The 13,736-nt window shown below is 33.0% G+C and carries 15 protein-coding genes and 1 pseudogene; 15 read left to right on the forward strand and 1 reads right to left on the reverse strand.

Features of this window, described 5'->3' with window-relative positions:
* Positions 1–113 precede the first annotated feature (113 nt).
* The 12 genes and pseudogenes from BA768_RS00445 to BA768_RS00500 all read left to right on the forward strand — a co-directional run bounded on the left by BA768_RS00445 (position 114) and on the right by BA768_RS00500 (position 9,038).
* Positions 114–932: a helix-turn-helix domain-containing protein gene (locus tag BA768_RS00445; RefSeq protein WP_065719273.1), complete on the forward strand. Its 819-nt coding sequence runs from the start codon at positions 114–116 to the stop codon at positions 930–932.
* Between the two features lie 385 nt (positions 933–1,317).
* Positions 1,318–1,530 (forward strand): hypothetical protein, encoded by a 213-nt coding sequence (locus BA768_RS00450; RefSeq protein WP_065719274.1) that lies wholly within the window; start codon positions 1,318–1,320, stop codon positions 1,528–1,530.
* A gap of 191 nt (positions 1,531–1,721) precedes the next feature.
* The gene (locus BA768_RS00455) at positions 1,722–2,165 is read left to right on the forward strand and encodes a carboxymuconolactone decarboxylase family protein (RefSeq protein ID WP_065719275.1); all 444 of its coding nucleotides are present in this window, start codon (positions 1,722–1,724) and stop codon (positions 2,163–2,165) included.
* Between the two features lie 53 nt (positions 2,166–2,218).
* Positions 2,219–2,668 carry an LIC_13387 family protein gene (locus BA768_RS00460; protein WP_065719276.1) on the forward strand — a complete coding sequence of 150 codons (450 nt, stop codon included), beginning with the start codon at positions 2,219–2,221 and terminating at the stop codon, positions 2,666–2,668.
* Entirely contained in the window at positions 2,652–2,996 is a 345-nt protein-coding gene (locus tag BA768_RS00465) for a hypothetical protein (RefSeq protein ID WP_065719277.1), read from the forward strand. Before BA768_RS00460 ends, BA768_RS00465 begins: the two co-directional genes overlap by 17 nt.
* Positions 2,997–3,132: 136 nt before the next feature.
* Positions 3,133–3,816: a bifunctional demethylmenaquinone methyltransferase/2-methoxy-6-polyprenyl-1,4-benzoquinol methylase UbiE gene (gene ubiE / locus BA768_RS00470; protein ID WP_228388247.1), complete on the forward strand. Its 684-nt coding sequence runs from the start codon at positions 3,133–3,135 to the stop codon at positions 3,814–3,816.
* Positions 3,817–3,860: 44 nt separating this feature from the next.
* Positions 3,861–4,757, forward strand: a complete 897-nt coding sequence (locus tag BA768_RS00475) for a DinB family protein (RefSeq protein ID WP_165601758.1) — start codon at positions 3,861–3,863, stop codon at positions 4,755–4,757.
* Positions 4,758–5,317: 560 nt separating this feature from the next.
* Positions 5,318–6,118 carry a helix-turn-helix domain-containing protein gene (locus BA768_RS00480; protein ID WP_065719280.1) on the forward strand — a complete coding sequence of 267 codons (801 nt, stop codon included), beginning with the start codon at positions 5,318–5,320 and terminating at the stop codon, positions 6,116–6,118.
* A gap of 618 nt (positions 6,119–6,736) precedes the next feature.
* Positions 6,737–7,183 (forward strand): carboxymuconolactone decarboxylase family protein, encoded by a 447-nt coding sequence (locus tag BA768_RS00485; protein ID WP_065719281.1) that lies wholly within the window; start codon positions 6,737–6,739, stop codon positions 7,181–7,183.
* 2 nt (positions 7,184–7,185) lie between these two features.
* Positions 7,186–7,680, forward strand: coding sequence for a DUF2867 domain-containing protein (locus BA768_RS00490; RefSeq protein ID WP_065719282.1), 495 nt, complete (start codon positions 7,186–7,188; stop codon positions 7,678–7,680).
* Positions 7,681–7,689: 9 nt separating this feature from the next.
* Positions 7,690–8,583: pseudogene (locus tag BA768_RS21400) on the forward strand (alpha/beta hydrolase).
* On the forward strand, positions 8,568–9,038 hold the full coding sequence (locus tag BA768_RS00500) for a hypothetical protein (protein ID WP_065719283.1): 471 nt from the start codon (positions 8,568–8,570) through the stop codon (positions 9,036–9,038). The pseudogene BA768_RS21400 and the gene BA768_RS00500 overlap by 16 nt, the downstream one beginning before the upstream one ends.
* Before the next feature lie 15 nt (positions 9,039–9,053).
* Here the strand turns inward: BA768_RS00500 and BA768_RS00505 are convergent, their stop codons facing one another.
* Positions 9,054–10,826: an AMP-dependent synthetase/ligase gene (locus tag BA768_RS00505; RefSeq protein ID WP_065719284.1), complete on the reverse strand. Its 1,773-nt coding sequence runs from the start codon at positions 10,824–10,826 to the stop codon at positions 9,054–9,056.
* Positions 10,827–11,669: 843 nt separating this feature from the next.
* Here BA768_RS00505 and BA768_RS00510 point away from each other — a divergent pair.
* From BA768_RS00510 to BA768_RS00520, 3 genes are all read left to right on the forward strand, one after another.
* Entirely contained in the window at positions 11,670–12,050 is a 381-nt protein-coding gene (locus BA768_RS00510) for a VOC family protein (protein ID WP_065719285.1), read from the forward strand.
* 50 nt (positions 12,051–12,100) lie between these two features.
* The gene (locus BA768_RS00515; protein WP_065719286.1) at positions 12,101–12,841 is read left to right on the forward strand and encodes a DNA alkylation repair protein; all 741 of its coding nucleotides are present in this window, start codon (positions 12,101–12,103) and stop codon (positions 12,839–12,841) included.
* A 67-nt stretch (positions 12,842–12,908) separates the two neighbouring features.
* On the forward strand, positions 12,909–13,733 hold the full coding sequence (locus BA768_RS00520; RefSeq protein WP_065719287.1) for an RteC domain-containing protein: 825 nt from the start codon (positions 12,909–12,911) through the stop codon (positions 13,731–13,733).
* The last annotated feature ends 3 nt before the right edge of the window (positions 13,734–13,736 follow it).

Here is a 13,736-nt window from a genome sequence, read left to right on the forward strand (position 1 = left end):
TGATTAATAAATTCTATTTATAACAATTCTATTATTTGCTACTAAGGATTAATTCATTACCCAATTAAATTTTTTGCGTAAATTTACAACTCGTTAATAGCTCAAGATGTAAATTGAAGATTGCAGCAGAAATAAGAAAACTTTATAAACCCATTCAGCCGGCTGTAAAGCAATCGGATGGAGATGTGATGTACAACGAATTTCTGCCCCATATAAGTTTACAACCTTACATCTATTGTTATTGGCAGCTTAGAACAACAAAACCTCTTTTTTCTGAATACAGTTATCGTGTGGTTGCTGATGGTTGCATAGATATTGTTTTCAGCCTTGACGATCCTGAAGACAGCTATGTAATGGGCTTTTGCAACACGTACAATGAGTTTCCTCTAATCGGTAGCTTCAATAAGATTGGTATCCGCTTTCTGCCTACAATGTTTCCCCAAATATTCCGATTAAATGCTTTGGAAGTGAGCAACAGGCTTGTAGAACTCCAGTTGATAATTCCTTATATATCCCGGTTTATTGCGCACAATATTAATGAAAATCAAAACATAGACGAAGTTGTTGCCATTCTCGATAGCTACTTCGTCAAACTTTTTTCCAAAGTAACCTTTGACGGTGATAATCGATTATATGAAGCTATTGATATCATATTAAAGAACTGTGGAACCCTTGATGTCCAAAATGGACTGAACACTGGGATCAGTGCAAGACAATTAAGAAGACTTTTTGAATTTTATGTAGGCGATACTGCCAAAACATTCAGTAAAGTAGTTCGTTTTCAGAATATCCTCAACGCTAAACCATCCACCCAGAGCCTTCGGGAAAACAAGCTTTTTTTCGATGCGGGTTATTATGATCAATCGCACTTTATAAAAGAGTTCAAGAGCTTTTACGGTGTTACTCCCGGCAAAGCATTTGAGAATTATTAGGTTGATATAGTGTCATTCAATGGACATTATTCTAGTAAAGCGATTGTAGGTTGTAAACTTGTATAGATTTATTGATAGGGACAGCCACAGCCTAAATTTGCTGTATTCCTGCACTAAACAATTAAATTATTTGCAAAAACTAAACTGAGATAAGTTTATTTCTTAGTGCTAGGTAAGTTTTGAGAAATCTCGAAAACAGGTCTTTCTTATACTTAATTTCATCCGAACTCCAATGTGTCCGTTTTGTACTATTGTATAATTATTTTTTCTTACAGATTTGTGTCGAAAATAGAATTTTAATTGAGTTGGTTGAGTATAAACCACAGAGAAGCGAATTGGTAATTAAAATTGCGATAAAAAAACATCTATTGAAGCTTTAAAATTAATGATTGAAATTTTTAGAACAAATGTGATTGAAGCAGCCGAGGCAAAAAGCATAATTGAAGTGATATTGTCAAAATATCCTGATTTAGAAGTAAATTTTGATCTGGAAGACTGCGATAAAATTCTTAGGGTATGCGGTTTTAATTTCAGCAACCTCGAAATTTCAGAGCAATTGCATAAAATGGGGCATCGATGTGAAGTATTAGAAGGATAAAAATTTAGTAGCGGGAAGTCACAAAATGCCAACAAAACCTAATAACCAAAAAAATCTAAAACGCTAATTAGAATTTTAGTAATACTAATATAATTAATAGCTATTGATTAATCCTCTCCGGTATTTTGTCCGTTTTTTACTATGCCAGAAACTTCAATTGTTTGTTTTTTGTACATGGAAAAATGAGCATTATGTCACAAAGATTAATAATTGAGAACATTGAGCCATCCGCAATTAATGTTTTGTTGAAGTTGGAACAATACTTAGATACCGTTTCGGTTTCAAAAACTAATCAATATTTGATAAAAATCCGGGCCTCGCAAATTAACGGCTGTACCTACTGTATAGATATGCACTCCAGACACGCCTTAGAATTTGGAGAAATGCCAGAGCGCATTGATTTGATTAGTAATTGGAGAAATAATACCAATTCCTTTTCAGAAGAAGAACAATTGTTACTTGCAGTTACCGAAGAAATAACCTTGATAAACGAAAAAGGCTTGAGTGATGATTTGTATCGCAAAACAGAATTATTTTTTGGGCAAAAGCAGACGGTACAAATCGTTATGGTTGTCATTACCATCAATGCCTGGAACAGGCTTGTTGTTTCATTTAAAAGTGCCCCAACGCATTGAAAACAGTAAGAATTGAAAGGAAATTAATTCCGTAACAAATTGAATATTTTGATATGAAAAATAATTTGGCTAGAATAATCCTAATAACCGCTTCAGCAGTTTTACTGTTTTTTGGCTTGCTGCATTTACACGGCACATTTTACTCAACGGATCTTCATCCTGAAGATGCGAGCCTACTGGATGCCCTGCAATCAACTCATATAAAAATGGATAAAACCGGAAACTTCTGGAACCTGTGGATAGGCTTTAATGCCATGTTTAGTCTTGGACTAATTTTCATCGGCGCTATTAATTTATACTTTTCGGTAAAACAATTCAAGACATTGGTGAGCAATCGTTTTATATTGTTATTGACCATATTTTCCAATGGCTATTTAATATGGATTGGGAACCGATATATGATCGCTGCTTTTACTATCAGCATGGCCATTCCATTCTTGCTTTATGCAACAGGTTTTTTATTAATAAGGTTTAAATATTTCAATAATGATCAAATTATATAAAATATGCAATTGGCTATTGTTTGCCTTTGCTGTTCTGCATTTCGTTTATCCATTTTTTGATACGTTTCAATTTGATGAAGAACTGATGTGGTATCATTCCGGTGGGCTTTCAATGCTATTGATTTTTTCAATCAATTACATTAATTCCAACAGCACATTAAAAATGATCCAGAGGATTGCCAATCTATGTAATGTTGCAACTGCATTATTTATTTTCTTCTTGTGCATTGCAGTACCAGAAATTCAAGTGTATGTTTTAAGCTTGATTATTTCGGCAACAACTATTATTTCATTTAGAAAATCGTTTCAAACAAATATTAAAAATTAGATAAGCTTTTAAGGGCTGATGTATTCTTAAATATGTAGAATTGAACAAACCGTTGAAATTAAAGCTGACAATTTATTTATAAAAGAACCATGAACAAACAGTTATAGTACCGTACAAAACCTCCAACAAGAGCAAATTGGCGCAGGTTGAAAAAATGTTCAACGGCATCTCTAAAAATTACGATTTTCTGAACCGACTGATAACATTCGGAATGGATAAAAAGTGGCGGAACAATGTTTTAGAGCTTATCAAGAAGACCAATCCACAAAACATTATTGATGTTGCAACGGGTACAGGAGATATGGCAATTCTATTTTCAAAAACAAATGCAAAAAGCATTGTTGGTGTTGATATTTCAAAAGGTATGTTAGAAGTAGCCAACAAAAAAATAATGAAATCAAATCTACAAAAGAGAGTTACAACAGAACTCAGCAATGCAGAGAATTTAAGCTTTAAGGATAACACTTTCGACGTTGCATCCGTAATATATGGTATTAGGAACTTTGAAAATCTGTCAAAAGGATTATCAGAAATACGCAGAGTGTTAGTTAAGAATGGCAGACTTGTTATTCTTGAAACATCGCAACCTACCAACCGTTTTCAACAGGCTTTTTATCTATTTTATACAAGGATACTAATGCCATGTATTGCAAATATTTTTTCAGAAGATAAAGATGCCTATCAGTATTTGTCAAAATCGGCAATCAATTTTCCATCCGGATCTGAGTTAAAAAAGATCATTCAAAATGCAGGTTTCAAAAGCGTGAGCTCATACCCGCAATTTTTTGGAGCTTCAACCATTTACTATGCAAAAAAATAGAAATAAATATAAACTTATCAGATTTTAATACAATGAACAAGAAAATGAAGTTTTCAGAAAGTATAAAAATATATGCCTCTAAAGAAAAGGTTTGGAAAACACTTTTATCAAAAGAATTTTATCAAATATCGTGGGGTTCAGCACTTTCCACAACGTGGCAAACAGGCTCACCAATTCAATTTACAGGGAATTGGGAGGATATTGAGTACGTGGATAAGGGCGTAATTAAAGAACACATCGAGAATAGCTTTCTTAAGTTTACGTACTGGAGTTCTTTTTGGGAAGCCGAAGACATTCCAGAAGAATATTGCGACATATCGTACATGGTAAAACAGTTAGATGAACATAGCTGCGAGTTTACGATTAACCAAGTTGGGTTTAGGGATCAGGTTCACTATGACGATACGGTGGAGCTTTGGAAAAACACCAATCAAACGCTTAAATATCTATCTGAAAAAGATGAACTAACATCAATTAGCAATACTGTTTTCAATGAGCTTGCTTCGATTATCACAGCAATTCCTACCGAAAAATACAATGTCAAAACATCAGGAAATTGGAACCCAGCTCAAATTGTTGAGCATATTATTATGGGCAATACAGGGATGAAGCAATTCTTAACCGAAGTACCTTACACTTCAGATATTCCTTTTGATTATAATGTACATGCGATACGGGATTTTATGCTGAACAATGATATTAAGTATCAAGCTCCTGATTTTTTAATTCCTGCCACGAAGCAATACAATATAAATGAGCATCGTGAGTTGCTGCTAAACTTGCAGGCAGAAATAAATGATTGTATCGCAACATTGAATTTTGAAGATAAATGCGGAACAACTGATATGCCGCCATTTGGGTTTATGAGCATCTATGAGTGGTTAAATTTTGCCGTATTCCACATTTTGCGTCATAAGGAGCAACTAAAATCTTATAGTTAAGATTGTGTTCCCAAAATCCTTGATAGCACTAATGACATTGTTTTTCAGTTGGGAAATTTGCAATGCTCAAACCAACTCGGTCAATGAATACAATCGTATCGTTTTAAATGGCGTTGAGCACGGAGTGTTCATAAAAGGCAATAATAATACCACAAATCCGGTCTTACTCGTATTGCACGGTGGACCTGGTTTTTCAGATTTTTATTTTTGGCAAACCCATAACAAGGATTTAGAGCAGTGTTATAACTTTGAAATAGTGCTAAATAAAGGCTAATTTGAGTTTGACAAGTAGTTTCTTCGTTTGCTATAGTGATGACAAAAAAGCTTGTTAGATGCTAAATTTTACTTAGCATAAATGGATAAAATTTAGTTGGTCATTAATGTCTTTTATTAGGTGATTTATCTTGGGATTCAATTCAATTGGTTTTGAATGCGCAAAAATAAATTAACACTAAGCTTTTTCTATTGTAAAAAACCGACACAAGACATAACAAAATGCTTGTTTTTTTAGCAAGAAATAAGCATTTTTATAGCTTTGTGTATTATTTTATTTCAGTGATTTGAATCATCAAGTAATTTATCCACCTTGTCATTTACAACGATATGTTCGTTATTATTGGATCATAGATTACGAAAGTAAGTATGGTCAGGTAAATACGTTGGATGTATTCGGTGATGTGTATCCCAGAATGGTATTTCAGCATGATAATGGAAACTCTACATTTAGTATTGACAACCAAACTTTACCCGTTTCTTATTTAAGTGGTCTTAAAACACAATTTACACAATTTTCTATCAGTCAAGGCTCAATTGTAATAGTAAGTTTTTTCCCTGATGCTTTAAAAGTTTTGTTTGGAGTTGATTCCAATAAATTAACAAACGAGCATCCATGTTTAAACAATTTTGCGCCAAAATCTTTGACGAATGCAATTTTAGAAAGTTTTTCAAACATTGAAAAAATTGAGCATCTAAATGTTTTTCTTACAAAAAGATTGATAAGTAGTAAATCAAATTTGGATTTCGTTTTTGCTAAAGCCCTTAATTGTTTTGGCGATACAACTAATGAAAATAACATTAGGCTTTTTCGAAGTTTAAATGGTGTTTCTGAACGTCAATTAGAACGTAAATTCAAAATAAATGTCGGCATTTCTCCAAAGCAATTTTTAAGACTAAAAAGGTTTGAGAAATCAATCATAGGGTTAAAAGCTTCTACAAAATCTCTCAGCGAATTAGCATTTTCGCTTGATTATTTTGACCAATCTCATTTTACAAGAGAATTTAGAGAATTTTCAGGGATGACACCAAATACATTTAGAAATAAAAATATTATTACCGGTGAGGGTAATGCAATACTCACCTAATGCTTAACGTAGAATGATTGTACTCCATCAGTCTGAATTTCCGTTTTTTTTCTTTAAAATCTATAAATTAACTTCGTTAAAAAGTAAAAATAATATTTTTTGAATCAATTAATCATAGTTTGATGTGTTGGTGTCGGTTTTGTACAACAGATTTTATAAAATGTAATTTACTTTTGTATTGTCAAAAACTGACAGTTTATTATTAATCCAAACAAAATATTATAAAATGACATTAATATATAAAGTATGTAATTGGACTATACTGGCTTTTGCAATCCTATATTCAATTTATCCCTATTTTAAATCCTTTGATTTTAATGAGCAGTTGATGTGGTATCATTCTGGAGGGCTTTCGATGCTATTGTTATTTTCAATCAATTATTTAAACTCCAATTCTTCACAAAAACTAATCGAGCGATTTACGAATGTATGTAATGTAGCAACATTAATTTTCATGTTTTTTTTGAGCATTGCTGTAGCAGAAATACAAGTTTTCATTATAAGCTTAATAGTTTTAGTAGTATCTACAGTTTCATTTTTAAAGTCGTTTAAAGTCAATGTAAATTTTGCTAAATAAGCTATCTATTCATCGAATCATATCAATAAAGTCAACTAAAAATGTCAAAAAGAACCAATATAGAACAAGTAGCACCCAAAGCGTTTGAAGCCTTGCTACATCTTGAAAGCTATTTAGCAACAGTTACAATCAGTAAAAAATATTTGTATCTAATTAAAATTAGGGCATCACAGATAAATGGCTGTGCATACTGTATCAATATGCATATGAACCATGCCCGAAATGATGGAGAAACACAGCAACGTCTTGATTTGCTCATAGCATGGAAAGAAGCTCAAAATATCTTCAGCTTAGAAGAATGTCTATTGTTAGCGGCAACAGAGGAGATAACATTATTGCACAGAAATGGATTAACAGATGCGGTTTACAATAAATTGATTGAACATTTTGGCGATCAACAAACGGTTGAAATCATTATGACTATAATAACCATCAATTCCTGGAATAGATTAACGGTTTCGTTGAAGAAAGAAGTTGATTGGATATAATTATGAAAGGAGTGTCCCAAAAAACTATTCCAGATGTTTCTATCGTTGCCAAAAATTTTGAAGGTTACGATTATTTCGATTGTTATGAAATTACATCACCACACAATGAGACTGTTGACACAGCCCTCAATAAAATATTTCAACCTCCGAATTGGATTAAAAGGTTACTAAAATTTAGAGATTACTTAGCTGTTAAAATAAACCTGAGAGCTACCACTAGTAATACAAATTCTAAGGAACACTGCGAAATTGGTTCTAAAGCCATTGTATTTAAAGTTATTGATCGAAACATAAATGAAATTGTGATGGAAGAAAAGGACAGTCATTTAGATTTTAGAACTTCCGTTTTAATCAAACCCGAAGGAGATATCCAAAACATTTATTTTATAAGCCTTGTAAAGTATAACAATTTTATGGGCAAATTGTATTTCTTCGCAATCAAGCCATTTCATAAAATGATTGTAAAAAGGTTGCTCCAAAATTGCCTCAAAAAGTAAAGTATCTAAATGAAAAGTTTTTCTTTTTACATATTGAGCCAAATAATCAAGTTAAAGGGCATAAAGAAACTATACTCAGAAGCGCCAATCAATTATAAAAAATTGAGAGAAAAAAATATACATGTTCCTCTAAGAAACCAAGTTTTAGGACTAAAAACTAAACGTTTTAGTATAGACGAAACTGAGGTTACAGTAATTCTGCCAAACGAAATAAATTCAGAAAACATAATCTTATATTGTCCGGGTGGCTCATTCGTATCAGGTCCAAATGATTTTAACTGGAAAAGTATAGCACGGATAGTAAAAGATAGCGGTATGGTTGGGTATATGATTAATTATCCTAAGGCACCTGAGCATCAGATTGAAGAAATAAATAATGCTATTGATGTCGTGTATAATCATTTTACAGCAAAGCATAAAGCCAAAGACATCATTATATTAGGCGGCTCTATTGGCGGTACATTAATGACCTTATTAGTTCAAAGGCTTGTTGAAAAATAATCAGACCTGCCAAAGCAATTAATTTTGATTACGCCAGTAATGGATTGTAGTATGAGCAATAAATTCATAGCGACCATTGAGCCAAAAGACATTATGAATTCAAAAGCCGGAATCATTTCTGCGTATGAAATGTGCGCGGGAGATATTGACTTAAAAAGTGCCATAATTTCACCCAACTATGGTGAATTTAAAACATTCATTCCAACACTACTATTTATTGCAGAAAATGATGTCAATAGACCCGATGCAGAATTGTTTTGTGAAATGCTAACCAAAAACAATATTCCATTACAAGTAGAATACGGTAAAGGACTGCCTCATATTTATCCGCTTTTAACAATTTCGGAAGGAAGAACAGCTTTGAAAAAAATTATAGAATATTTATTGTGGAACCGGAAATAACATTAGTTGGCTTTTTTTTATTATCAGCCATAATTTTTAAACTTGCACAAAAGCAGTTTCAATTTGCCAGGTCAGGTAGAATTGGAATGGCATCAATGCTTATATTGACTGGTGTAGGGCATTTCGTTTTTGCTAAAGGAATGAAATTAATGCTACCAGAGATAATTCCCTACAGATTGGAATTGATTTATATTACAGGAGTAATTGAGATTATTATGGCTGTTACGCTGTTAATGCCTAAATATCGGGTAACTACTGCTAGATGGTTGATAATTTTCTTCATCATATTACTCCCTGCAAATATTTATGGTGCAATATATCAGGTAAATCTTGAGACAGGTTCTTATGATGGTGCGGGAATAAACTATTTATGGTACAGGATTCCACTTCAAGTATTTTTTATCTTGTGGGTATACTTTTCGGCTATTAAAATTTCAAAACCTATTGCAAAATAATAGCCTTTTTAAATACTATTTGTTGTAAATTTTGTTATAGAAATCAACGTATCTTTCCAGTACGAACTTCCTTTTTAACTTCATTGTGGGCGTCAAGTGGCCAGATTCCGTTGACCAAGTTTCGGGCGTAAGTTTAAACGATTTTACCTTTTCCCAGCTACCGAACTTTAGGTTGATTGAATCAATTTCAATTTTGACACGGGCAATAACACTTTCATTATTGCAAATGTCATATAAAGAAGTGCCAATTTCAACATTATGTAGTGTTGCCCATTCTTTCACAAATTCAAAATTAGGTTGTATAAAAGCGGCCGGCATTTTTTCTCCTTCGCCAACTACCATGATTTGTTCTATAAATCTTGATTGCTTGATTTCGTTTTCCAATAATTGCGGTGCGATATATTTTCCGCCTGAAGTTTTAAACATTTCTTTTTTGCGGTCTGTAATGGTAAGAAATCCTTTTTCATCAAGCTTACCAATGTCGCCTGTATGGAAATAACCATCAATTATAACTTCATCGGTCAATGTTTGATCTTTGTAATATCCCATCATAATATTTGGACCTTTACAAAGTATTTCGCCATCTGATGCAATTTTAACTTTTACATTTTTAATCACTTTACCTGCCGTCCCAATCTTAAACCCACCTTCGCGCTGGTCATTTACAGAAACTACTGGAGAAGTCTCGGTTAGTCCGTATCCTTCCATGACTGCCATTTGTGAAGCAGCGAATACTCTAGCTAATTGTGGTTGTAATTTAGAAGCTCCATTTACAACAAGTTCTAATCTTCCTCCCAATGCCATTTTCCATTTTTTAAATATTAACTTACGGGCTATAGTTAGTTGAAAATCATACCACCAACTATTTCCTGATGGTTCGTACCGTAATCCTAAATCAACCGCCCAAAAGAATAGCCATCTTTTTATCCCTTTCAACTCCGAACCTTTCGCTAGTATTTTTTCATATATCTTTTCAATTAATCTTGGAACTCCAGTCATAACTGTTGGTTGTATCTCTTTAATGTTTTCGCTAACCTTATCGAGTGATTCTCCAAAATAAATCGCTGTACCTGTGAATTGATAAATGTAGGTTACCATACGCTCATAGATGTGGCAAATAGGTAAAAAGCTTATTGCCCTGCCTTCACCATTTTTAAATGGAATTCTATCAGAACAATCTAATACATTCGAAACTATATTATTATGCGAAAGCATAACTCCTTTCGGTTTTCCAGTGGTTCCTGAAGTGTAAATAATTGTTGCCAATTCATTTGGCTTAACATTTTTTTTTCTTTGTTCAACTTCGTCCTGATTATTTGCAGTTTCGCCTATTTTCAACAATTCCGACCAATTTTTGCAGTTCTCCAAAACATCAAACGAATAGACTTCCAACAATTTAGGTAGTTTATTCCGAATTGAATTCAGCTTCTGTAGTATTTCATTATCGGAAACAATACAGTATTTTGCTTCTGAATGATTTAAAATGTATTCGTATTCATTGGAAGATATTGTTGGATAAATTGGGACGTTTTGCGCTCCAACTTGAAGAATTCCAATATCCATAATGTGCCATTCAGTTCTATTGTTGGAAGAAATTATGGCGATTTTATCGTTCTTCTGTACACCTACATATATTAAGCCGCGAGAAATACAATTCGCTTTATTAACGTAAATTTGAGTTGAAATTTTCTCCCATTCGCCATTAACTTTAGTAGCTAGGGCATCATCAATTGCAAAATTTGCAAGTTGAAAATAAGGAAAGTCAAAAAGTCTGGTTATATTTTTCATATCAGCAGATTGAAATTAAAAAATAATCAAATCTAATTTATTAACATCTTGTATGATAGTATAAAACCGACAAAAAAATATCCAATCTTAATACTTGATACATTCAAATTGACACTAAATTTATTTTTAAGCAAATTAACCTCTCTAATACATTGCACATGATCTTAAAATTTGTCGAATAACATTTTGTAACTGGAAGAATTAAAAATTTGAAAGTACTCTCTGTTTTTTGACGATGTGTTACAATCCATTTTTTTCTCATCGATAAAGGAAGTGATAAAATTGAAAGGAATACGCCGTTCAATTCTTAGTAAGCATTCAAGATTATAGGTGCAAGGGAACTAAAGCTATGGGATGGAACATTATCCTTAAACTTGGGTGTTACATGTTCAGGAGGTCGGTTTCCATCTCCTGTCCATTTGGATAAATCGAAAGAAAATGGTTACGTGGTTTATGATGAAGTGACCGCTCCGTTTTCCATTAGGCAAAGTCCCATTTCAGGGCAGACGTCAAAATAGGCTACTTGGTCAACCTCAAAAAGTCCACTGTAGAGTACGGAATGGATATAAGGAATGCGTCAAATCACAGAAATTTATTTTTGGAGCGTTATAACAGGCGCATGGAAGAATTAGTCAATGAATACCAACAAGGATTTTTGATTATACCATACTTTAGGTGGACTTTTTAAATCGGTGTTATTACTAAAGTATGTATAAGATTGTCCGTTTTTTACAATGTCAGGTTTCGAATTCAATATAAATTAGTATAGGATGTATTAGCATTTAAAGTTTATGGATTTAGCAGGCTAATAAAATATTTTCTAAACAATAGAAGGAAATCGTTATGAAACTAAACGCAGGCATTTTAACTAAAAAATTAGCGGAAACAAAAGCATTCTACATCCAGACATTGGATTTCGGGATTACCTTTGAGAATTATTTTTATCTTCTGCTACACACACCGCTACACGAAGCAGAAATCAGTTTTTTATTGCCAAACCATCCAAGCCAACAACCATTTTTTCAAAAACCATTTCAAGGACAGGGAATGTATCTCACAATTGAAGTTGATGATGTTGATGGATTGTACAAAAGAATTAAAAATCTTGGGATTGAGATAAAGTTACACATCCGAGACGAGCCTTGGGGCGATAGGCACTTTGCTATTGAAGATCCTAACGGGATTGGGATTGACATCGTAAAATATATCGAACCAGAGAAATAGAAAGCCAACTTTCTTGTAGAAAAATTATCTCAAATTAATGATACGTAGAAATGGGTACAATATTCAGCATTACCGAAAAATTTGGCAAAGAGTTAGCAGAATTGCTTGCGGAGAAAATTAGTGAGGTATTTGCACAATTTCCTAATGAAGATTTTATAAATGATGTTGATTTTGCAGTTATGGGGAAATCATACACACAGCGGATTGATGCGATTGCGGATCTATTGCATAAACATTTACCCGAAAGTTACCCTAAAGCACTTTCAGTTTTAATGAAAATATTAGGAGAACCTAATCCAAATGAAACAGGAATGTTTACGTATTATTATTGGTTGATGCCCGTTGGAAAGTTTGTAGAAAAATTTGGTTTGGAAGATCTCGAAATATCACTGAAATCCATTGAAGAAATCACTAAAAGAAATACAGGTGAATATGCCATTAGACCATATATAAGAAAGTACCCTAAAGAAGTATTGGCTAAGATGTCAGAATGGGCAAAATCACACGATTTTCATCTACGTAGATTGGCAAGTGAGGGACTGCGGCCAAAATTACCTTGGGCTTCCAAACTTGATACATTTAATGATACACCTCAGCCAGTTTTCGAGATTTTAGATTTATTGAGAGAAGATGATGTGAAATTTGTTAAAAAATCTGTCGCTAACCACCTGACTGATTGGCTAAAGGTTAACAAGGAACAAGTATCAACATTAATTCGGGAATGGAGTAAATCCCCTAACCCTAATACACAATGGATCGTGAGATATGCGACCCGAAAAATCAAGGCTTAATTATTATATGAGTATTGGTCGATAACATTATTGCAGAAAAAATGAATACGGAAATTATAATTTGTGAATGGATAATTTTTACAACGAATTGCTTTACGAATTGGAAATGGAAATCGACAAATTGGAAATTGAAGCCGATTGTCGGATCCAAAAGATAGAAACTGTTATACACGAAATAGTTAAGTGTTTATCAAAATTAAAGGAGTATATCCAAAAAAGAGGATTTAATAATACGGAAGAAGAAATTCGCTTTTTCAAACATCAGAAGCCTGTCATTGTTTCCAAACTAATTTATTATAATGCCATTTATAAAATAGAGAGTAAAAAACCAAATGAAACAAAGTCTGCAAAGAAGTACATTCATACTGAATTGAAAAAACTCAAAAGGTTTTTTGATAATAATCTTGAATTTTATAAGTATTATCGTACTAATAATACCTTTATTGATGATCAGCTTTTTGTTCGGGGTAAGTATGACATTAAGTTAAATTTGGACACAATCTATTTTGAAACAGACCATTCCTTCTCCACTGTTGCCGATTACAAAGCTGCTAAAATACTTGCTAACGATTTAATACAGGTTTATCTTGAAGATCAATTAAATAATAGACACTATAAACGGGTACATCGAAAATCTCCTTTGACCTGGACAGCAAGCAAAACTGCATTGACGGAACTTATTTATGCACTTCATTCACAGGGTGTATTTGACAGAGGAAATGCAGAGATAAAACTTATTGCGAAGACATTTGAAAGTACTTTTAATATAGATTTGGGCGATTTCTATCATACGTTTATGGAGTTGAAAGCCCGAAAAATAAACCGTACCAAATTCCTTGACAGTTTGTGTGAAGCTCTGATAAAGAAAATGGATGAACAGGACGAGAGGTAGTGT

Origin of the sequence: Chryseobacterium sp. CBo1 (assembly GCF_001693475.1) — a bacterium.
GTDB lineage: Bacteria > Bacteroidota > Bacteroidia > Flavobacteriales > Weeksellaceae > Chryseobacterium > Chryseobacterium formosense.